This window comes from Synergistaceae bacterium (assembly GCA_017443945.1).
Taxonomy (GTDB): Bacteria; Synergistota; Synergistia; order Synergistales; family Aminobacteriaceae; genus JAFUXM01.
The window spans coordinates 1-20,950 of sequence record JAFSXS010000106.1 but is presented as its reverse complement, the minus strand read 5'-3'; the positions used below and the strand labels follow the sequence as shown (position 1 = coordinate 20,950).

At 40.7% G+C, this 20,950-nt stretch carries 20 protein-coding genes; 8 read left to right on the top strand and 12 right to left on the bottom strand.

Features of this window, described 5'->3' with window-relative positions:
• Positions 1 to 47: 47 nt before the first annotated feature.
• The 12 genes from IJT21_10925 to IJT21_10870 all read right to left on the bottom strand — a co-directional run bounded on the left by IJT21_10925 (position 48) and on the right by IJT21_10870 (position 11,382).
• A complete protein-coding gene (locus tag IJT21_10925; GenBank protein MBQ7578763.1) occupies positions 48 to 1,400 on the bottom strand; it encodes an SUMF1/EgtB/PvdO family nonheme iron enzyme in 1,353 nt (450 codons plus the stop codon).
• Between the two features lie 3 nt (positions 1,401 to 1,403).
• The gene (locus IJT21_10920; GenBank protein ID MBQ7578762.1) at positions 1,404 to 2,132 is read right to left on the bottom strand and encodes a carboxymuconolactone decarboxylase family protein; all 729 of its coding nucleotides are present in this window, start codon (positions 2,130 to 2,132) and stop codon (positions 1,404 to 1,406) included.
• A gap of 29 nt (positions 2,133 to 2,161) precedes the next feature.
• Positions 2,162 to 2,770: a hypothetical protein gene (locus IJT21_10915; protein MBQ7578761.1), complete on the bottom strand. Its 609-nt coding sequence runs from the start codon at positions 2,768 to 2,770 to the stop codon at positions 2,162 to 2,164.
• The gene (locus tag IJT21_10910; protein ID MBQ7578760.1) at positions 2,770 to 3,252 is read right to left on the bottom strand and encodes a cupin domain-containing protein; all 483 of its coding nucleotides are present in this window, start codon (positions 3,250 to 3,252) and stop codon (positions 2,770 to 2,772) included. Before IJT21_10910 ends, IJT21_10915 begins: the two co-directional genes overlap by 1 nt.
• A 655-nt stretch (positions 3,253 to 3,907) precedes the next feature.
• Complete coding sequence (locus tag IJT21_10905; protein ID MBQ7578759.1) at positions 3,908 to 4,834, bottom strand: aldo/keto reductase; 927 nt, start codon at positions 4,832 to 4,834, stop codon at positions 3,908 to 3,910.
• Positions 4,813 to 5,451 (bottom strand): TetR/AcrR family transcriptional regulator, encoded by a 639-nt coding sequence (locus tag IJT21_10900; GenBank protein ID MBQ7578758.1) that lies wholly within the window; start codon positions 5,449 to 5,451, stop codon positions 4,813 to 4,815. The genes IJT21_10905 and IJT21_10900 overlap by 22 nt, the downstream gene beginning before the upstream one ends.
• A 154-nt stretch (positions 5,452 to 5,605) precedes the next feature.
• Positions 5,606 to 6,097 (bottom strand): low molecular weight phosphotyrosine protein phosphatase, encoded by a 492-nt coding sequence (locus tag IJT21_10895; GenBank protein MBQ7578757.1) that lies wholly within the window; start codon positions 6,095 to 6,097, stop codon positions 5,606 to 5,608.
• A gap of 21 nt (positions 6,098 to 6,118) precedes the next feature.
• The gene (gene recA / locus IJT21_10890; GenBank protein ID MBQ7578756.1) at positions 6,119 to 7,267 is read right to left on the bottom strand and encodes a recombinase RecA; all 1,149 of its coding nucleotides are present in this window, start codon (positions 7,265 to 7,267) and stop codon (positions 6,119 to 6,121) included.
• A gap of 45 nt (positions 7,268 to 7,312) precedes the next feature.
• The gene (locus tag IJT21_10885; GenBank protein MBQ7578755.1) at positions 7,313 to 8,542 is read right to left on the bottom strand and encodes a nicotinamide-nucleotide amidohydrolase family protein; all 1,230 of its coding nucleotides are present in this window, start codon (positions 8,540 to 8,542) and stop codon (positions 7,313 to 7,315) included.
• Positions 8,543 to 8,643: 101 nt separating this feature from the next.
• Positions 8,644 to 9,120, bottom strand: a complete 477-nt coding sequence (locus IJT21_10880) for a phosphatidylglycerophosphatase A (GenBank protein ID MBQ7578754.1) — start codon at positions 9,118 to 9,120, stop codon at positions 8,644 to 8,646.
• A 12-nt stretch (positions 9,121 to 9,132) separates the two neighbouring features.
• Positions 9,133 to 10,422, bottom strand: coding sequence for a 30S ribosomal protein S12 methylthiotransferase RimO (rimO, locus tag IJT21_10875; protein ID MBQ7578753.1), 1,290 nt, complete (start codon positions 10,420 to 10,422; stop codon positions 9,133 to 9,135).
• 6 nt (positions 10,423 to 10,428) lie between these two features.
• Positions 10,429 to 11,382 (bottom strand): restriction endonuclease, encoded by a 954-nt coding sequence (locus IJT21_10870; GenBank protein ID MBQ7578752.1) that lies wholly within the window; start codon positions 11,380 to 11,382, stop codon positions 10,429 to 10,431.
• A gap of 693 nt (positions 11,383 to 12,075) precedes the next feature.
• Between IJT21_10870 and IJT21_10865 the strand changes: the two genes are divergently transcribed.
• From IJT21_10865 to speE, 8 genes are all read left to right on the top strand, one after another.
• Positions 12,076 to 12,696 (top strand): M48 family metallopeptidase, encoded by a 621-nt coding sequence (locus IJT21_10865; GenBank protein ID MBQ7578751.1) that lies wholly within the window; start codon positions 12,076 to 12,078, stop codon positions 12,694 to 12,696.
• Between the two features lie 54 nt (positions 12,697 to 12,750).
• A complete protein-coding gene (locus IJT21_10860; protein MBQ7578750.1) occupies positions 12,751 to 13,584 on the top strand; it encodes a hypothetical protein in 834 nt (277 codons plus the stop codon).
• A gap of 2 nt (positions 13,585 to 13,586) precedes the next feature.
• Positions 13,587 to 14,486: a hypothetical protein gene (locus tag IJT21_10855; protein MBQ7578749.1), complete on the top strand. Its 900-nt coding sequence runs from the start codon at positions 13,587 to 13,589 to the stop codon at positions 14,484 to 14,486.
• Between the two features lie 19 nt (positions 14,487 to 14,505).
• The gene (locus tag IJT21_10850; GenBank protein MBQ7578748.1) at positions 14,506 to 15,618 is read left to right on the top strand and encodes a hypothetical protein; all 1,113 of its coding nucleotides are present in this window, start codon (positions 14,506 to 14,508) and stop codon (positions 15,616 to 15,618) included.
• Positions 15,619 to 15,683: 65 nt separating this feature from the next.
• Positions 15,684 to 18,152 carry an AAA family ATPase gene (locus tag IJT21_10845; GenBank protein MBQ7578747.1) on the top strand — a complete coding sequence of 823 codons (2,469 nt, stop codon included), beginning with the start codon at positions 15,684 to 15,686 and terminating at the stop codon, positions 18,150 to 18,152.
• Between the two features lie 9 nt (positions 18,153 to 18,161).
• Positions 18,162 to 18,824, top strand: a complete 663-nt coding sequence (locus IJT21_10840; GenBank protein ID MBQ7578746.1) for an endonuclease III — start codon at positions 18,162 to 18,164, stop codon at positions 18,822 to 18,824.
• A gap of 57 nt (positions 18,825 to 18,881) precedes the next feature.
• The gene (locus IJT21_10835) at positions 18,882 to 20,072 is read left to right on the top strand and encodes an FprA family A-type flavoprotein (GenBank protein ID MBQ7578745.1); all 1,191 of its coding nucleotides are present in this window, start codon (positions 18,882 to 18,884) and stop codon (positions 20,070 to 20,072) included.
• Positions 20,069 to 20,923 (top strand): polyamine aminopropyltransferase, encoded by an 855-nt coding sequence (gene speE, locus IJT21_10830; protein MBQ7578744.1) that lies wholly within the window; start codon positions 20,069 to 20,071, stop codon positions 20,921 to 20,923. The genes IJT21_10835 and speE overlap by 4 nt, the downstream gene beginning before the upstream one ends.
• Positions 20,924 to 20,950: the final 27 nt, after the last annotated feature.

Sequence of the window (20,950 nt, the reverse complement as noted above, 5' to 3'; positions counted from 1 at the left end):
TTTTGCAGGTCAGAGAAAATTATTTCACCGGCCTGCGTTAATGATTACTATTTATTATCAGCTAACCACTTTGCAATATCAGATTTTAAGCTGCTGCCTCCGGAATAATGAACAGACAAGCCTTCAGTTATTACAGAATTTGGAGCAAGTTTTGCAATCGCAGTTAGACTCTGTCCGAATCTTCCGCCGCCATGTGAACAGAACGGCATTATAGTTTTTCCCGCAAAATTATATTCCTGCAAAAATGAAGCTATCGGCATAGGAATCGAAGCCCACCAGTTAGGATAACCAAGCATTATAATATCGTAATCATCAAAATTTTTGACGTGATTCCTTAATTTGGGTCTTGCTTGTCTGCGCTGATCCTGCTGTGCCTGACGTAAAACAGTATTATAACTTTCTGAGTATTCATTTACGGGCGAAATCTCGAAAATGTCTGCTCCGGTTTGTTTCTGTAATTCATAGGCGATTCCTTGAGTGTTGCCGCTCCATGTGAAGTAAGCAATTAAAATTTTCTTGCCTGTCCGCGAGCTTTCCTGCATTGCCTGACTCGTAATTAATCCCGTGCCTATTGCTCCTCGTGCGAGTCTGAAGCCTACATTATATAATTTTCTCTCTTGAGGTGCTGCAGCTCTATACGCAGAACGCATATTTTTCGCAAAATCGTTCCATCCTCCGCCGCGGTTGACCCGCCTTGTTCCTGACTCCGGGCCTGTCGGGTTATTCTGTTCGTTTGGTGAGTAAGAGCCGTAAACGTCCCAGCACCATTCTGCAACATTTCCGTGCATGTCATAGAGTCCTAATTTATTCGGAGTAAAGCTCGCAACATTGACAGTTTCACCGCGATAAATTCCGGGCTTGGCCGTTAATTTGCTTTGCGAGAAATAATTTTCCTCGATTTCATACGGGTAATGGCCGTAAAAATTTGCTTCGTCAGCGTCGATTGAGTGTTCAAGATTGAAGGGTGTTACAGTTCCGGCCCTGCATGCAAATTCCCATTCTGCTTCAGTCGGGAGTCTGTAGCCGTCTGCTGAAAGATTCCAAGTTACTTTATTTCCGTCAATCTCATAAACGGGCGTTAAATTTTCTGATTTACTCTTAGCGTTGCAGAATTTCACAGCGTCGAGCCACGAAACATTTTCAACGGGTTTATTATCTCCGGTAAAACTTGAAGGATTCTCACCCATTAACTTTTTATACTCTGACTGGGTAACTTCACGGGGAGCAATATAGAAATCTGTTAAATTAACTTTGTGCTGTAACTCGTCATCACTGCGCCAATTTTCAGACTCGGGACTGCCCATTAAGAAACTTCCGCCCTTGACGTGAACAAAATCATCACCCGCAAATGCACCCGACGCAAAAATTAATATGAACGCGCAAATAAATATTTCTCTCATGATTTATTCTCCTGCAGCTTTACGAACGCACGAAATAGCATTTAGACTTCTGGGATAGCCTATATACGGCAGACATTGAGAAATTACGTCAATTAAGAAATCTTTATCATTTCCCATGTTCATATTACCGCGTGCATGAGCAGTTAATTGAGCCTCGCAGCCTCCCTGAGCAGCAATATAGCAGAACGTGATTAATTCGCGCTGTCTAAGGTCTAAATTTTTTCTCGTGTAATAATCACCGAAACAATTTCCCGCAAGCCATTTATTTATGTGCCGTGTGTCTTCAGGGCCGGAGTCTTGAAAACCTTTCATGCCGTCGCCGAAAATTTTTACTTGTGCGTCGTTGCCAGCTTGGACTCGTGTGTCCGGTGTTGTAGTTGACGCGCCTTCTAACGGTAATTTTACGCCGAGTGATTCAAAAATTTCATTAGCAGCCTTCAAAAACGGTCTTGTCCTGCCGATTCCTAAATATGCTGTACCTTGATAAATTATTTCTTTGCATTCTGACGGAGTTAAACCGGCCTTCACTGCTTCGGGCAAAATCGCTTTGAACTCGTCAACGCCCTGACAGCCTAAAAGAGTCGCGACAATTGCCATATAACGCGTACGAGGGTCTAACTTGCTTTGATTGACGACTTCGACACCAGCAAAATTTGTGAAGAACTCCGCAAATTCGGGATCCGTCGCGCGAAATTCATCGAGATTCGCAAATGCACTTGAAGTTATTGACATGATGATTAACACTCCTAACAAAAATTTTTTCATGACTGCACAACCTTTCTAAGCCATTGATTCAAAAAATTAATCTGCTCTTCCGTGTGAAAATAATGCTCGCCGTTTTCCATCACAGTAAGTCTTGCATTATGAGAGCTTATAAATTTATCTACTATTTTGCGCGAAGTTATATTATCGTTTGAGGCATATAAAATTTCTGTCGGTACCTGCCATTTAATAGGATTCTCGCGCACAAAAGTCAAATATTTCCATGACAAAACCTCGCCGGAGTCCGTGATAAATTCTCCTTTTTCGCGCAAAAAACTTTCTGATATTCCCGCACGAGTCATCATATTTAATATAACATTTTCCATATCAAGAACGGGCGATATAAATAATGCTTTCACGATTTCGCAGTTTTTCAGCGCGTGCATGGCAAAATATGCGCCGATACTGTTTGCGAGGACGTAAATAAATTTATAATTTTTCCGGGCTTCGTCGTAGCAATTTTTTATTGTCTCCTGAACTTCCCACGGCAAATAATTATCATAATCAACGCCGATAATGTCAAAACCGGGGCAAATTTTCTTGTAGTGTTCAGCTTCTGAAAAATTACCGCCAAGCCCGTGAACGTACAAAATTAATTTACCGCTCATTATTTGAGTCTTGAATACTCTTCAGGCGACACAGGCTCGCACCACTCATTTGAAGTCTCTTCGCCGGCTACTTCTACTGCTAAATGCTGGAACCATGAGTCTTTTGCTGCTCCGTGCCAGTGTTTGACATTTGCGGGAATATTCACGACATCTCCCGGTTTTAATTCCTGCGCGGGTTTGCCCCATTCCTGATAATAACCTCGTCCGGAAACAACTACTAAAATTTGACCGCCTCCGCTTTTTGCGTGATGAATGTGCCAATGATTACGGCAGCCCGGCTCAAATGTTACGTTTGCGATAAAAACCTGCTCGCGTGAAATAATTGATAAATAGCTTTGTCCGTCAAAATATTGTGCATAGGCGTTATTAGGTTCTCCGAGCGGGAATGCGCTTAAATTTGCCTGTGATGGGTCGAGGTGGAGTCCCTTTGCGCTTAAATTGACGTTTGCCGGTTGATTCTGAATTTCTTTGCGATCTGTCATGAATGAGTCGACCTTCTTTCTGTAAATTTTATATTTTTCTGAGTCAAAATATTTCTGCTTTGACTCATTATTCTCGTAAATCTCGAACGTGTAAATCCTGTATGACTTGCCGCCTTTTTCCGTGCCTGCAAATAAAGCCAAGACTCCCGGCTCCTGAGCTATTGCGCGCGAAAATTCTTGAGTCATTAACGATTTGAACTCGTCTAACTTATCTGATGCTACATCAAATATATTCATGATAAATTCATGGCCTACACCGCTAGATTTTTGCTGCAAGATTATAGGGTCAAGCTCTAAAAAATTTAAGCTCTCAAGAATATTTTTGCGTTCATCGATAAAACTTTTAAAGCCTTCACTTGACCTGTGAATCTGATAGGCTGCTTCGTCCTCGTAGATTTCCAGTATTCGCATTAAATCGGGGTTGTTCTTGTCTATTGCACCGTAAAGCGCATAAGATCCCGACTCATAGGGCGTAAATTTCGCTACAGTTCGTGCACTAATCGCGGCCATTTCCGGTAATTTTCCGGGCTTGGCCTGAAGTAACGCAACATGAACCTTCAAAGTTTTATTATCGGGCGAAAAAATTTCGTGAGCAAACGCAGAATTTGTGATAAATGCAACACACAATAGAATCAGCGCAAAAACTTTCATGAAATTATTTCATCTCCTTTTCCCAGACTCGAATCGTGTTAATTTCTGCTTTATCTGCGAGTGATTCGAGTGCTTTAATTTCGCTTGAGTCAAGTTTCAGATTTACGGCCTTTACTGCGTCATCGATATGGCTTGTTTTCGTTACACCAAGAATCGGGAGCGTACCTTTTGCGATTGCCCATGCTACTGGGATTTGTGCGACGTTGACATTATGAGAGTCTGCGATTTCTTTTATTGCGCGATTCAATTTCTCCAGCTCGCCTAAAACGGGATTATAAACTTGTCCGCGCGCGCTGTCTTTTGGGAACGGGTGCGAAGTGTCATATTTGCCGGATAAAGCTCCCTGCTCTAAGACCATGTACGAGAAAAATTCAGAATTATTTTCCCTGCACCAGTCAAGAATCCCGGAATTTTCCGACGAACGGTTTAATAAACTATAATGATTCTGGATCGCTGAAATCTTGAGTCCCTCTGCGTGTAAAATTTCTTGAGCTTGATTTATTTCTGCGAGATTGTGATTTGAGAGACCGATTTTGCCGATTTTGCCTGACTTAGCGAGGGGAATTAATTTTTTTGTCCATTCAGGTGCGCCGACGGGATTATGAATCCAGAAATAGTCAATAAATTCTGTGCCGAGTCTCTTTGCGCTTTGCTCGTACATGTCAATAACGGGATTAGCTGACTCTAAATTTGCACATTGAGGCGTAAATTTTGTAGAGATTAAATAACTTTCGCGCTTGACTGTGCGTAAAAATTTCCCGAGAACTTCCTCAGATTTTCCCATACCGTAAACAAATGCAGTGTCCCATAAATTAAAACCTGCTTTCATAGCTGCGTCAAAGATGGGGCGAAGGTCTGACTCAGTGAAATTATTGCCAAAAGTTCCGTCATTGCCCCAAGCCCATGCACCTAAAGCGATTTTTGCTGACATTGTAAATTTTCCTCCTGATTGAATAATAATTTTTTCGTGCAATTGTATGCAAGCTCGTAAATTGTCATGTAACGATAATTTATATTAGCTGCTTTCATGGCCTCGCGCTGTTTTTCCGTAACTACAGCATAAGGATAAATCCCATACACAAACGGTAAGAACGAATAAATAAAATCCTGCACTCCCTTATCGCTCAAGGACGGACAAAATTTTTTCAGACACCGTGATATAGCATTAATTGAATTTCCGTAAGACGCTTTAAAGTCTGTGAGTCTGTCCTGCCTGCTGTTTGCTTCCATGTCGAAATGATTCATTGACAAAAGTTTTAGCAGCCTCTCACGATTCTCAAGTGAACGCGCTAGAGTCTCCGCAATCTCATCAAGAGTCATTTTTTCATGCGAGTCAATTACATAATTTAATTCTTGAGTCCATAAATCATATTCGCGGGCCAATAACGCTAAGAAAATTTCTTCTTTCGTCTGGAAATAATTATAAATTGAAGACCTCCCGAACGTTAAAAGCTCTGCAATGTCTTTAATAGTAATATCTCTGAACGATTTAGACTCGTATAATTTTGCGCAGGCATTAATAATTTCATCACGCCGATTTTTTTGCAATTCGTTCACCTCGTTTGCTTTATGATTTATTCTGACACTGTGTCAATTATTTTATCTGATTCTGACATGATGTCAATATTATGATGTGATATGATTTAGAACTCGAAAGCGAAGATCTTTTTACAGCCGGAAATTATTTATTTGCGATAAATATTCATGATTCTAAATGCTTCAATAACGCCTTACACCCGCGATAAATTTCACTATAAGCGAGCGCAAAATTTCTCGTGTACCATGGGTCTGAGACTTCTTTATGTTCTCCGGTAAAATCGAGCAGCAATTTAACTTTATTGTCTTCATCGCCGCCCATTATGTATAAAATATCGTCTAAATTCTCATTGTCCATACAAATTATATAATCCCACTTTGAATAATCACTGCGCTTAATTTTTCTTGCTTGACGGCGTTCAAACGGTATAGAATTTTTCTTCAGCTCTGATTTTGCGTTCGGGTAAATGTCATTGCCGATTTCGTCATTTGTTGTAGCTGCTGACTCTATAAAAAATTTCTCCTCGTTGCCCGACTCTTTCACTAAATATTTCATGATAAATTCGGCCATCGGTGAACGGCAAATATTACCATGACAGACGAACAAAATTTTTATCAAGTTCACACACTCTCCCATAAAAAATTTTTCCCGACTCATTATAAGCCGGGAGCTAATAAATTATTTCTCGTCATCAGAAATATCAAGAATTTCATCATCTGACTCAGAGTCTAAATTTTCGGGATTAACTTCTTCGGGCGGTATGTCGTCGGACTCTGATTCTGCTAATTCTGCTGCGTCGGGCATGTAGCCTATACCTTTATTTACTTCTGACATGATAGCTTTCATAATTTCGTCCTGTAACGCGGGATTCTCTGACAAAAATTTTGCAACAGCTTCTTTGCCTTGTCCGAGAGTCTCGCCTTTGTACGCAAGCCACGCGCCTTTTTTGTTGATCACGTTATAATCTATCGCCATATCAACAACTGCAACGCCGACGGGGATTCCTTTTCCGTAAATTAAACTTGCATGTGCAGTCCTGAAGGGTGGAGCTAATTTATTTTTCACAACTTTTAAATAAAGCTCGTGCCCGATTGTAACGTCGCTTTTGTCGATTTTCTTTCCGCGCCTGACCTCGAGTCTAACTGACGCATAAAATTTTAACGCCCGTCCGCCTGTTGTTGTCTCACTTGGTCCGGGTGCATAACCTGTTGAGATTAACGCTCTTAACTGATTAATAAATACTACGATGCAATTTGTTTTCGCAATTATTGAAGCGAGTCTTCTCAATGAATACGACATTAAACGCGCCTGAAGTCCCATTTGACTCTCGCCGATTCGTCCGTCAATTTCTGCCTGAGGAGTCAAAGCTGCAACAGAATCAACAACTACAATATCAACTGCGCCGGTTCTCACAAGCTGATCTAACACGTATAAAGCCTGTTCGCCGCTGTCAGGTTGTGCGAGATACAAATCTTCAATTTTTACGCCCAGAGTCGAAGCGAGTCGCGGGTCAAGTGCGTGTTCTGCGTCAATAAATGCTGCAATACCGCCGGCCTTCTGAACTTCTGCGATCGCACATAATGCAATTGTCGTTTTTCCTGAACCTTCAGGCCCGAAAATTTCTACGATTCTACCCTTTGGATAACCGCCGATTCCTAGTGCAACATCAAGAGGAAGAATCCCGCTAGAGACCACGTCAATATTTTTATTTGCTGTATCACCGAGTCTCATTATTGCGCCGTCCCCAAATTTTGAGCGAATATCGCCGATTGCTTCCTCTAAAATTTGTTCCTTTGTTTGTGCAGCTTTCTTTACAGCTTTAGCCAGTTTAATCACTTCCCATTTTTCATAAATAATTTTTTTGCCCGATAATTATAATACAGGCGAGGGGTTATTATCTCGAATCGTCCGCCAGAGTTCAGCAAGTGCAAATCTTACAGTCCTTGTGCGAATCTCGTTTCTATTGCCGGGAAAAACTTTCTTGAACGCAGCAGACTTTTCACGCGACGCAAGACCGAAATAAACAAGTCCGACAGGTTTTGATTCGCTTCCTCCGTCAGGGCCTGCTATGCCTGTTACTGACACTGCAAAATCTGAGTCATAAATTTTTATCGCGCCTTCTGCCATTTCAAGCGCACATTCTTGACTGACTGCACCGAAATTTTTTAGAGTCTCACTCTTTACGCCTAAAATTTTTTGCTTGGCCTCGTTGCTGTAAGTTACCGCCGAACCGTTAAAAGATTCAGAGCTTCCCGCAATATCTGTTAAAGCTGCACCGATTAATCCGCCTGTACATGACTCAGCGCAAGAAATTTTTACGTTATGAGTCTTGGCCTCGTGTAAGACTGCTTCAGCTAGGGACATGCAATTTTTCGGCAAAACATTATCAAAGCGCGATCGAGTCAAATTTTCTGCATTCTCGACGAGTTCAGGATTTCCCCTGATGATTAATTCGACTTGAGGCGACGCGGGCAATATTGAAACGTGAAGAGCTTGATTATTTATTATTTCGGGGATTCTATGAGCGATTTCGAGTTCAGGCAGGCCGAGAATTATAACAGAGGTCCAGCAATTTTTATTATCGCGCGAAAAAATTTCGGGTAATTCCTGACGTATCATTGACTCATATTCCATAGGAACGCCGGGAAGAGCGAAAATTTTTGTGTTGTTGACGATAAATTTTATTCCCAGAGCAGAGCCGGTCGGGTTGTAAATTGCTTGAGCTTTTGCCGGGATTAACGCTTGAGGGTCGCGGGTTTTTGCGAGTCGTTCATATCGTAATTTATCGTGTTTGACGCGTTCTAAAATTTTATCGTAGAGGGGACTTGATTCTAATTCGCAGCCTAAAAATTTTGTGATTGCGTAACGTGTTTTATCGTCATGAGTCGGCCCTAATCCGCCGGAAATTATTAATAGATCTGTTTTCCCTGCCCAGCGTGATAAAAGATTCGTAATTTCTGACTCGGTGTCGGGGATAACTTCAATTTTTCGGACTTCAACGCCGTTATTATGTAAGTGCCAAGCCATGAAGTTGCAATTTTTTTCGAGTCTCACGCCGCTTAATAGTTCGTCGCCTATTGCAGCGAGTACAGCATTATTCATTATGATTCACCTCACATTTTATTCAACGGAAAGCCGCCGCCGAGGGTGGGTGGGTGGGGAGGCGGCGGCAAGCAAAACATTATTTCATCGCCAGTAAAATATTATTTCATCGCTTGAATCAATCCATAAACCCAGCCGCTATTGTATAAATATGCGTTAATGACCTGCAATATTATATTTCCCATGACTCCCCCTAAAATATCATCGGCCATTATTCCCCAGCCTCCGGGTAATTTTTCCATCGCTGAGACCGGCCAAGGCTTTAGAATATCAATCAACCTGAACAGAAAGAATCCAGGAATTATAAAACTTTTCGGCAGCAAATAAATAGTTATCCACATTCCCGGCACTTCGTCAATATTTAGGAAGCTCGGATCTTTGCGGTTGAAAAATTTTTCTGATTTATCAGTCGCCCATACTCCTATAATGCTTATTGCTATAATTGCCCATAACGGAACATCAACAAAGGCACTCACAACGCACGCAGCAAATGAACTCACAGTCCCCGGCATTCCCGACGGAATAAAGCCCAGTCCGAATAAACTTGCAATCCATACATAAAAAGGGTAATTCTTCATATTTTTCATAATTTATATCACTTCTCCGAATAAATCATTTTCTTCGCAATCATAAATTTTTGCGCGTATTAAATCTCCCGGCTTGACGTTCTTGCAGCCTGATACACAGATTAACCCGTCAACTTCCGGCGCATCGCGATAACTTCTCCCCCAGACTTGTTTATTTTCCGGGTCAAGCTCTTCAACTAATATATCAAGCTCTCTGTTAATAAATAATTCGCTGCGTTCCTGTGAAATTTGCGATTGAATCTGCATTAACTTATTACACCGTGACTCAGAAATTTTGTGCGGTACTTGATCGGGAAATTTTGCGGCCTTAGTTCCTTCTTCAGGCGAATACACAAAGCAGCCGAGTCTATCAAATTCTATTTCGCTGATAAAATCTATTACCCGTTCAAAATTTTTATTGCTCTCACCGGGAAAACCTGTCATTATCGTAGTTCGTAACGTGAATAAATTATCAAGACTCCTGATGTAACTAAAAATTTTCTCTAAGTGTCCTGATTTTACGGGTCTGTTCATGCGCGATAAAATTTCCGGGTCTGCGTGCTGAATGGGAATATCTAAATAGTGCAAAACTTTTTCATGTTCGAGCAAAAAATTTATCAAGTCTTCATTGACTCTATTAGGGTGCAGATATAATAATCTTATCCAAGTGCCGGCGGGGAGTTCGTTATTTAACTCGTGAATCAAAGTTTTTAGACTCGTACCGTTATTAAAATCTTGGCCGTAAACTGTCAAATCCTGACCGACTAAGCAAATTTCACGCGCTCCCGAAATTGCAAGCATATGAGCTTCATTTATAAGAGTCTCTAATGGAACACTCCTTAATTTGCCCCTGATTAACGGAATCGCGCAATATGAACATAAAGTGTTACAGCCTTCTGTTATCTTGAGATAGCGAGTCCAAAAATTTTTATTCAGTGCAGGACTAACAATTTTGCAGTTGTTATTCTCATGACCTCCGAGAAAATTTATAACCTTGTCCCACTCCTCAGAACGCGCAAATAAATCAACGCTCGGAAATTCCTGCCGTAACTCTGACTCATAGCGGTTAACGAGACAGCCCGCAATAATGAGAGTCTTAATTTGTCCGAGAGTCTTTAATTCTTCGAGATCAAGAATTGCGCTGATATTTTCTTTTACTGCGTCCTGAATGAATCCGCAAGTGTTTATTATTGCAGCGTCGGCAGTTGAGGACTCGTCAATAATTTCATGTCCGCAAGCAATGAGCCGGCTAATTAAATGCTCGCTATCAGCAGTATTCTTAGCACAGCCCATACTCACAAAAAAAATTTTCATGTTTTATTACTCTTCGTACTCGCTGAAACTCTCTGAGTCAAATGATTTAATCGTGAACGTTCTTTCTAGGCTCACACAAAAATTGCTGGTAATCATCAAGTTAGCGAGTCTATTTCCGTCGATTAATAATATTCCTTCACTCTTTGCAAATTCTGCGGCCTGCTCGGAAAAACTTGCTGTCGTCGCAAAAAGTCCTTTCCCGCCCTTGTCATTAAGTGCGCTGATGAAATCTTGAATATCATTTTTGCTGATGGTCTTAGAGGGCGATAATTTTCGTGCTTGAATATAAATCGGTGTCAATCCTGGTTCACTTTCGAGGATAACGCCGTGAATGCAGTCTTCGCCGGGTGCGTCAAATGCTTCTGTAGTGTATCTTGCATTCTGGAAGGCGCGATAACCCATTTTAGAGAGTAAATCAATAACTAATTTCTCGAATTTGTCAGAAGGTAACGCAGCGACTTTGTTCAAAATTTCTCCGGCCAAGTCAGCATTAAATTTTTCTAGCACATCTTCAAGAGCTTTTGCTGGCGAGTCTGATTTTTCCGGGATTTCTTGAGAGTCGGACTCTGGGGAAATTTCCGGTATTTGTTCGGGGTCTGATTCTGATTCTGAGTCAGGCACTAAAAAATTTATCGGTTCCGGTTCTTGTTCGGGTTCAGGCTCGTTAATTGTGTTGCCTCGCGTTCTAAAGCGCGTTAAATATTCGTCATCGATTACTGCGGGATTGTCATTTAATATTTCTAGTCCTGCATTAGTGATTAAATAAGTATTCTTTGACGGGCTTGAGATTAGGCCGTTCTGCTTTAAATCGTCTCTAGCAGTCTTGACTCTTTCCTTGAGAATATTTTTATCGCCTGAAGACATTTCGTTTGGATCATCGCCGATATAAGCTGCTATTATTCCGAACAGGTCATTTATAACGTAATTATGCGGGTGTCCGTCTTTTAATGCTTCGAGCAAAGGTTTTCTTAATTCCTGAGCTGCTGGAATTGGAATAAATATTCACCTCGTAATTATATTAGTCGCGAAAAATTATACTTCAAATTTGTGATAATCGCAGAATCAAAATTTTATCAGTATTTGCTTTGTGATTTATGAAATTTATGATGGCTGCAATAATAATTAAATTCGTCAACTCTGTAATTAATAGCGGTTTCGTAATAGAAAAAATAACTTCATCAAATATTTTTTTGTGTGAATGAATAAATTATAAATTTTGCTGTAAAAAGTGGCGGCGTTTTTTGTGTGCGATAAAATTTTTTGCGTGAAGAAATTATTGCGATAAAAAATTTTTTTGCTGTGTGAGTCTTTGTTATTGCGTGAATGAATAAAGATTTTTGTAGTTGTAATTGTAGTTGTAAAAACTTTTTGGGAGATTATAAATTTTTATGCGGAAAATTTTTATGCGTGTATTATAGCAAAATAATAATTTCATCAAAAACTTTTGCATACCCCTTTAATCCGGGCGGGAAGAACGAATTATATAAGCGCGATAAATTATTTGCATTTTAAGTGCGTTGACTATATTTATAAATTTATGGCTGTTACAAATTTTATAGTTCACATGTGAGGAGAAACCCCCAAAGCCTTTGCCCCGCCCATGAGTCGCGCAATATGTGATATGATTTATAAATATTTAGGAGGGCTGTAATCATGAAAAAATTTTTGCTTTGTCTCGCGTTAATTATGAGTCTTTGTTCGTCAGCTCAGGCATTAATAACTGTCAGGACTGTCAATAAAGCATGGTCGGCAATGTCAGAGTCAGCAGGCTTAAAGAATATCCCAATCATAATTGATGACAGCAAAAATATTAATTCATACGTAAAATTTAAGTCCAAATCTGATTATACAGTTCACATAACAAAAGGCTTAATGCGAATCTTAGACAACGAAGCACAGGCCGCAGGAGTCTTCGGACATGAAATCGGTCATATAATGCTGGGTCATTACAATAAAAATGTAGAACGCAATTTAGGTTGGACAGCTTTGGGAATATTATTAAGCCGCGCAAAATTTCCCGCACGAGCAATAGGAGATTTAGGAATGACTCTCGCCGAAAAAGGATTCAGCCGAGGCCAAGAAGTAGAAGCAGACGACTACGCAGTAAATTTATTAATCAAAGCCGGTTATAATCCATATGCTTTATATGACGCTATGAAAATTTTAGCAGAACATAATTTCACGAGCGAAAACGGTTTTAATTCACATCCTCCGACTAATAGAAGGCTCAAGCACTTACAAGACAAAGCTAAAGAATTAGACAGCACACAATAATACGCTATAATTGAGAAAAATTTATATATTCATAATAAAGCAGGTGAAAAAATTTTGTCCCTACGTTCAGGCAAAAAATTTATTTTAGCAGCAGCATTGAGTCTGATAATGCCTTTATCCTGTGCAAATTCTGCCGAGCGTTTGATTTATTCGCCGGATGGAGTAATTTTGCGTGGTGCCCGTTCTTATTCGCGAGTCGTTATGTCAGCATATCAGAAGGCTTATGCTATGAATTTCGATATATGGAAACCTGATAATTTACCGGCTGGGTGGTATGCAACTTTTGACGGCTATCCTGTTGCGCAAATTTCTGAAAATCGCTGGGTTTACGGCAAATTAGGTTTTGACGGTGCAATAAGGCCGACAAATATTTTAGTGGGTTCAGTTATTCCCATGAATGAGCCTGAATTATTAAGAATTGCTGCAGTCTGGTCGTATGGTCTGCCGATTAATCACTCGGAATTTCTGAAGATTCGCGAAAAAAATTGCAATCGAATGGGCTGGCTTAATTATGGAACTGTCAACACTTTAATTGCTTGGAACACGTCAAGAATAGGCGTATGGATCTGGATGGGTAATAAATGGCGTAATTTTATCCCTGACCCCGGCGAATATACTTGGCAGATGTTAAAACGCTGGGAAATATTAATTTCTGAAGAGTTGCGCAAGAATAACGCTTATTATTACGGGTCAGAGCCTATAGAAGTTGCAGATATTGCGCGTCAATGGGGTTATATTTGGGGAGGGCGTGTCGTTCTTGACTCTCTGCGTGCTTATAACGGCACTGGCGGAAAAGATTCATCAACTACATCAATGAATACTAGTACAGGCGGCGGGAGTGCTCCTCAAGAAAATAATAATACCGGCGGACAATGGGACGTGGATTAATCATGAAGACGAAAGAAGAAAGAATCAGACAGCTTTTAGGAATGGCATTCAAGACAAAAAGCTCTGCACGTTCTCATGCTATTGCGAATCAGATTCTAGAAATTGATTCACAAATTCCGGAAGCACTGTTAATCAAAGCCGATTGCACAGAAAACGATAAAGAACGCTCAGAAGTACTCACTAAGGCACTTGAAGCTATTGACGCGCACGGGTGTGTAAATGACAGCGATAATGATTTATTCAGACTGATAGTGAATCAAAGACTCGCATTTACTTTGTTTGCGCTGAATAATTTTGACGGAGCTTTTACGGCATGTGAAAAAGTTTTCTCGATTCTTGAGGCAGATGACTCTTTAAGCGAAGATTTTGACGGCTATAATGTTACGAAAGATTTATATTATCGTATAATGATTGCCCGTAAAGAATGGCAGAAAATTTTAGCTGAGACAATGCAGGACTCTGAACACTCGGCGGGATGGGCTTATTCGAGATTAATAGCTGCGTATATGCTTGCTCCCGGAAAAAATAAAAAGAGTCTTTGCGCAAAAATGTTCTGGGACGCATTAATTATTTCGCCTCAAATCCCGTTTTATATGCTTGGTTATGCTCCTGAACCCGATGATAATGCAAGCTCGAAAGATTTTGACGATTTTAATTTTGCGCTGATGTATTATGATGTGCTTTCGGTGTCAGATGATTTCTTTCACTGGTTTTCGCGGGGAGTAATTTTGTTCGGGCTGCTGACAAATAGATTTGACGCTAAAGAACGTGATTACATGATTGATGTAATTGATTCTCTTGGCGGCTACGAGGAATACGAGCACATGAATAATATAATAATGGAACGCGATGACACGGCAGTAATTGAGGCTTTAGCGGCTCATAAATGTTTGACACGATAAAATCAGGAGTAAATCTTACATGAGAGAAATAAAAATTTTCTGCATTACTTATAATGATGTGCATGATGTGCCGTCTTTATTGAAATATCTTCACATTGAGGGGCTTGACATTGCAAAAAATTTCGTGTGGGACGAAGAGAATCCCGAATATTTAATCGTTACTGAAGCAATTTACACAAAGACAGCGTGCATGAAGAAATTTAAATATTTATACGCGAAGAATCCCATAACTATTTTTTTTGCGGGAGAAGCCTTATACCCTGATTTTAACCTGTTTGATTACGCAATTGCAATGAGCAGAAATTTTATACTTTCAGACAGGATAACACGACTGCCGACAAATATATTTTATGAGACAGATAATAGCGCGAAAGAAAATAATCTTACGTTAGAGCAGGCAAGAAATTTATTGCACGAAAACCGGAGATTTTGCAGCTTTATTTATTCCAACAACCACGCACACCCCATTAGAGATAAATTATTTTATGCGTTGTCAAATTATAAGCACGTTGATTCTTTGGGGCCGCACTTGAATAACGTCGGGACTCTCATAGGCGGCGGGCGTTACTCGGAAGGCTGGCAGGAGTTAAGCGTCAAGATCAAGAGTAAATATAAATTTTCTATTGCGTGCGAAAATGCCTGCTTTGAGGGCTATATCACCGAGAAATTATTAACAAGTTTTCAAGCTCATGCAGTGCCGATTTACTGGGGCGATAAAGACGTTGCACAAGAATATAACCCGGAAGCGTTTATTAACTGCAATGATTATGATAATCTCGACGACGTTATAAAGCGCGTTAAGGAAATTGACGAGAATAGCGAATTATGGGCGCATATAGTGAGTCAGCCGTGGCAGACCGAGTCCCAGAAAAAAATATCAATAAATGAATATGAGCAATATAAAAATTTTTTAACGAGAATATTTACAGCTCCTATATCACAAGCAAGGAGACTCCCTCAAGGATCATGGAATAAAACATATAAAGATTGTTTCTTTGACCGGGAAATGATTGGCGATAAAGATTTTTTCAGCAGACTTCACAGAGTTTTTCACGAGCCTGCAAGATTAATGACAAAGTTACGCGATAAAACAATGAAACGCACACCGTTTGAAGAATTCTTTAATGACTAAGGAGACAAAATTTTATAGTGAACAGGAAAATTAAATCACAGCAGAATATATCATCAAAATGGAAGTTGCAGCCGGACTCTTTGCGCAAAATTAAACCCGTCGAGAGCTGGAAAATTTCCACTACAAACGATATTCACATAACTAAGCCCCGTCAGCCTGAAGGTTTGCCAGGACAACAAAGAGCAGTAGAAGCTATAGAGTTCGGACTCGCTGTAAACGGCAGGGGATATAATATTTTTCTCGTCGGTCAGCCCGGCAGCGGAAGAACTAGTTACGCCCTCGAAAGATTGCAGAGTAAAGCTCAGACTCTCCCCGCTCCTGATGACTGGCTTTATTTGTACAATTTCGATAAACCCGGAGAACCTCTCGCCGTTTCTGTGTCAGCTGGCAAAGGCAAAAAATTATCTGATGACCTCGAAGAATTACTAAAAGATTTGAAAGTCGCAATCAGTAAAGCATTTGAGCAGAGTCAATATGAGGACGCAAAAGCACAGCACGTCAAAAAATTTCAGGAAAAGGCCGGCGCAATCATGGACAAATTAAAGTCTAAGGCTGCGAAGGAAAAATTTTCACTCAAGAGAACCCCTCAAGGCTTTATTAATATTCCGTTGATAGCTGACAAGGACGAGAACGGCAAAAAAATTATCCGCGAAATGAAGCCCGAAGAGTACGAATCACTTGACTCAGACCAGCAGAAAAAATTTCAGGATGCCAGCGAAAAAATTTCTCAGCGGACTTTACTGGGAATGCGCGAAATTAGAGACATGGAGAAAGCCCTAAAGGATAAATTAAGCAGGTTAGAGGCCGAAATCTGTCGTGCTGCAATAACGCCGTTATTAAATGAAATCAGCGAAAAATATTCCGGCAATGAAGCATTATTAAACTGGTTCGCGAAAATGTCAGATGATGTCATAGAAAATTTCGGTGCCTTCGTTACTGCTGCACGTGAGGAAAACGCAGAAGTCGATTTTACGCGCTATCAAGCAAATTTATTCGTCAGCAACGATCCTTCAAAGGGTGCGCCGGTCATATGGGAGACGAATCCTACATATTATAATTTATCCGGACGAGTCGAATATGAGAGTCATCAAGGCTATTTGTATACAGATTTCAGGCGTATATTAGCGGGGGCATTTCACAAGGCTAATGGGGGATTTCTCGTTCTTGACGCTGAAAAAGTTTTAATGAACTTCATGGCGTGGGAGTCAATAAAAAGAATCTTGCGCACAGGTGAGGCAGCTATTGAGAATCTCGGCGAACAGTACGGAGCTTTACCCGTCGCATCGTTGAGACCTGCACCCATAAAAATGGATCTGAAAATTATCATGACAGGAACGCCTTATATTTATGAGTTACTGCAATATTATGACGCGGAATTTAGCAAAATTTTCAAGATTAAGGCCAGCTTTGATATTGACATGCCCCGTAATACAGCAAGTGAAAAACGTATGGCAAAATATGTCGCTGAAGTAATAAAGCGCGAAAAATTAAAGCCTTTCGACTCGTCTGCATTGTCTGAGATTATCGAGTGGTCAAGCCGTGAAGCAGAAGATCAAAATTTGTTGTCCGTCGATGTAGGCCGTTTACGTGAATTATTGACAGAGTCTAACGCGTGGGCAGATATTAACAAACCTTCAGAAATTGTAACGCGCGATCACGTCATTAAAGCAATCGAGCACAAGCAATACCGGGCAGGACTCTATCATGATAAATTACTGCGTGCATTCGGAGATAAAATTTTCAGAATCGACACAGACGGCGAGTCAGTCGGGCAAATTAACGGCTTGTCAGTCATTGATTTAAATGATTCGAGATTCGGCCATCCTTCAAGAATCACAGCAAATGTCTTCATGGGTCAAGAAGGAGTCGTAAATATCGAACGTGAAGTAAAAATGACCGGGCCTATACACAATAAAGGCTTGATGATTCTTTCGAGCTATCTCGGCCGCAAATACGCTCAAGATATGCCGTTGAGTTTGTCAGCGCACATAACATTTGAGCAAAATTATTCGGGCATTGAGGGAGACAGCGCTTCATCGACTGAATTATATTGTTTGCTCTCTGCTTTGTCGGGTCTGCCGTTAAAACAGGGAATCGCCGTAACTGGTTCTGTAGATCAATTCGGGAACGTTCAGCCAATAGGAGGAGTCAACGAAAAAATTGAAGGTTTCTACGAGTTTTGCAAGCTCACGGGCTTAACCGGCAGTCAAGGCGTTATGATTCCTGAGTCAAATATTCGTCATTTAATGTTGAATCCTGAAATTATTAACGCTGTCAGAGATAATAAATTTTCTATCTGGGCAGTAAAAACTATCGATGAGGGAATCGAGCTTTTAACGGGAGTACGTGCAGGCCGTCAGAAAAAAAACGGTTCATACAGTGATGATACTGTTCACGGGCTTGTCAAGGCGAGACTCAAGAAAATGTTGACTGACAGTATAAGACTCGAAAAGAAATTTGGCCGCGACACAAGAAAAACTCGCAAGAAGGCCGCAAAACCTGATGAGTCGAGTCAGAATCAATCACAAGAATAATAATTATTTATGGACGATAACAGAAAAATTTTTTACGTTCTCGATAAATTAGAGTCGGAATATCACAACGAAGCCCGCTCCCCTGAACTCGGACATGATGAGCCATTGGACGGGCTGATTCTCACTGTTTTATCGCAGAACACTAACGACAAGAATCGGGACTCAGCATTTACGAATCTGAAAAAATTATATCCGTCTTGGCCTGAAGTCGTGAAAGCAGGAGCAAAGAATCTCGAACAGGCAATCAGGACAGCAGGACTCGCAAACACTAAAGCAGCAAGAATTATAGAAATCTTGAATCAGATTCACGCAGATTTTGGCGGATATTCAATCAAGAAACTTGCAAATTTTACCCCTGATGAAATGCGAAAATATTTGCGTGCTTTACCTGGAGTCGGTGCGAAAACTGCAGCTTGTGTCATGCTGTTTGATTTCAAGATGGCTGCTTTTCCTGTTGATACTCATGTAACGCGCGTTATAAAGCGTCTTGGGATCATGCCGGAAAAGTCTACACCGGAAGAAATTTCGTTATTTCTTGAGTCAATCGTACCGGCTGAAAGATGTTTAGGCGGCCACGTTAATATAATCGAGCACGGCAGAAAAATTTGTCATTCACGTAAAGCTGACTGCAAAAAATGTGTTCTCGCTGAAATTTGCCCGTGTTTATATTAAAATTGTCGAGTAAAGAAAAAATTTATAGATTCATACGAAAGGAGAAAATTATTTATCATGTACGAAGCTATACAAGCAAATAAAGATACTTGGTGGGTAGGAGTAAATGATTATGAGACTGATTTATTCGAGTCTTTATGGCCTCTTCCGCAGGGAGTCGCCTACAACGCATATTTAGTAACGGGGACTAATGCAACGGCAGCTATTGACACCGTAAAAGGGCCTTGGCTCGATGAATATATTTATAAATTGACTCAAGCACTCAACGGACGGGCATTAAATTATTTAGTGATTAATCACATGGAACCAGATCACGCCGGTTTAATTTCCCAGCTGCGAACAAAATGGCCGGGCTTGAAATTTATCGGTAACGCTAAGACAATGCCATTACTTAAAGGCTATCACGGCATAGAAGAAAATATTATCACTGTCAAAGACGGCGACACACTTGACTTGGGCGGACATATTTTGAAATTTGCTACAGTTCCTATGCTGCATTGGCCCGAAAGTATGGTAACTTTTGACGCGTCAACGGGAGTGTTATTCTCAAATGATTCATTCGGCGGGTTTGGTGCTCACGAGGGCGGAATCTTTGACGACGAAAAAATTAAATCACGCTGGGAAGATGAAATGCTGCGTTATTATGCTGCTATTGTCGCGAAATATTCAAACATGGTACAGGGCGCATTAAGGAAGCTCGGCACACTTGAGATCAAAAATATTTTTCCCTCTCACGGAACATTATTCAGGGAAGATATAAAGCAGGTTATAAATCTCTATGACAAATGGAGCAGGCAGGAAGGCGAGCAGGGCGCAGTTGTTGTATACGGTTCAATGTACGGAAATACACGAAGAATGGCCGAAGCTGTCTGCGCGGGTTTGGGCGGTGCAAAAATTAAAGATGTCAGATTATATGACGTGTCGAGGGCTGATATTTCATGTGTTCTGCGCGATATTTGGCGTTATAAGGCTCTTGCGCTGCTTGCATGCACTTATAATACGTTACTATTTCCGCCGATGGATGCTCTATGCTCGAAATTATTAAACCGTGCGCCCAAGAATAAATTTTTAGGTATTGCAGGTTCTTACAGCTGGAGCAAAGGAGCTTTAACGGCCTTACAGGTGTTCGCAGAAAAAATTAAACTCGACAAAATAGGCCCTGAAGTTGAAGTATTTACATCGCCGACTCATGAAGATTTACAAAAATGTTTTGAGCTTGGAGTCAATTTAGGAGAAGCAATTTCATGAGCGAATATGTAACTAGACCGAGAAGATTTAATGATTTGTGGCTGACTGAGTACAGCACTGATAATTTGATTCTCTCACTCAAGATAAAAGAGTATTTGCACTCAGAAAAAACGCAATATCAGGAATTATTAATCGCTGACACCTACGAATACGGCCGGACTATGATGTTAGACGGTGCATTCCAGTTAACCGAGCGTGATGAGTTCTGCTATTCTGAAATGATGTCGCACGTTCCTTTATGCGCGCACAAGAATCCCGAAAAAGTTTTGATTATCGGCGGGGGAGACGGTGCTATCATGCGTGAAGTTCTTAAACATGAATGTGTAAAGCAATGCACGTTAATAGATATTGACGCAAGAGTCGTAGAATGCTCGAAAAAGTTTCTGCCGTTCGCGGGGTGTTCGTTCGAGGATCCTAGAGCCGATTTTAAGTGCATGGACGCAATGAAATTTATTCACGAGACTTCAGAACGCTTTGATGTAGTAATAATTGACAGCACTGATCCTGTAGATTTTGCTGCGGGATTGTTTCAGGCGGGATTTTATGATGATGTCAAACGAGTAATGAATCCTGACGCACTCATGAGCGAATTGACCGAGTCGCCCTTCACTGATAAAGATTTAATGCAGCAGGCACTAAACGAAATGAGAAAAATTTTCCAGATCGTAAAACTTTATTGGGGAGTAGTGCCGACTTATCCGTCAGGTATGTGGACATATGGAGTCGCTTCAATGACTAATGATCCGGCCAAGCCATTAAGAAATGTGAGTAATACGCGATATTATACGAATGAGATTCATAAAGCCTCGTTTATATTGCCTCCGTTTTTGGAAGAATTGACGCGCGAATAAATTTTTCGTCTGCCGCCGCCTCACCCC

Coding starts and splice junctions, on each gene's coding strand:
- IJT21_10835 (MBQ7578745.1), top strand. CDS start 18,882: ATGTACGAAGCTATACAAGCAAATAAAGATACTTGGTGGGTAGGAGTA.
- IJT21_10905 (MBQ7578759.1), bottom strand. CDS start 4,834: ATGTCAGCAAAAATCGCTTTAGGTGCATGGGCTTGGGGCAATGACGGA.
- IJT21_10920 (MBQ7578762.1), bottom strand. CDS start 2,132: ATGTCAATAACTTCAAGTGCATTTGCGAATCTCGATGAATTTCGCGCG.
- IJT21_10865 (MBQ7578751.1), top strand. CDS start 12,076: ATGAAAAAATTTTTGCTTTGTCTCGCGTTAATTATGAGTCTTTGTTCG.
- IJT21_10850 (MBQ7578748.1), top strand. CDS start 14,506: ATGAGAGAAATAAAAATTTTCTGCATTACTTATAATGATGTGCATGAT.
- speE (MBQ7578744.1), top strand. CDS start 20,069: ATGAGCGAATATGTAACTAGACCGAGAAGATTTAATGATTTGTGGCTG.
- IJT21_10840 (MBQ7578746.1), top strand. CDS start 18,162: ATGGACGATAACAGAAAAATTTTTTACGTTCTCGATAAATTAGAGTCG.
- IJT21_10915 (MBQ7578761.1), bottom strand. CDS start 2,770: ATGAGCGGTAAATTAATTTTGTACGTTCACGGGCTTGGCGGTAATTTT.
- IJT21_10925 (MBQ7578763.1), bottom strand. CDS start 1,400: ATGAGAGAAATATTTATTTGCGCGTTCATATTAATTTTTGCGTCGGGT.
- rimO (MBQ7578753.1), bottom strand. CDS start 10,422: ATGAAAATTTTTTTTGTGAGTATGGGCTGTGCTAAGAATACTGCTGAT.
- IJT21_10880 (MBQ7578754.1), bottom strand. CDS start 9,120: ATGAAGAATTACCCTTTTTATGTATGGATTGCAAGTTTATTCGGACTG.
- IJT21_10895 (MBQ7578757.1), bottom strand. CDS start 6,097: ATGAGTCGGGAAAAATTTTTTATGGGAGAGTGTGTGAACTTGATAAAA.
- IJT21_10885 (MBQ7578755.1), bottom strand. CDS start 8,542: ATGAATAATGCTGTACTCGCTGCAATAGGCGACGAACTATTAAGCGGC.
- IJT21_10855 (MBQ7578749.1), top strand. CDS start 13,587: ATGAAGACGAAAGAAGAAAGAATCAGACAGCTTTTAGGAATGGCATTC.
- IJT21_10910 (MBQ7578760.1), bottom strand. CDS start 3,252: ATGACAGATCGCAAAGAAATTCAGAATCAACCGGCAAACGTCAATTTA.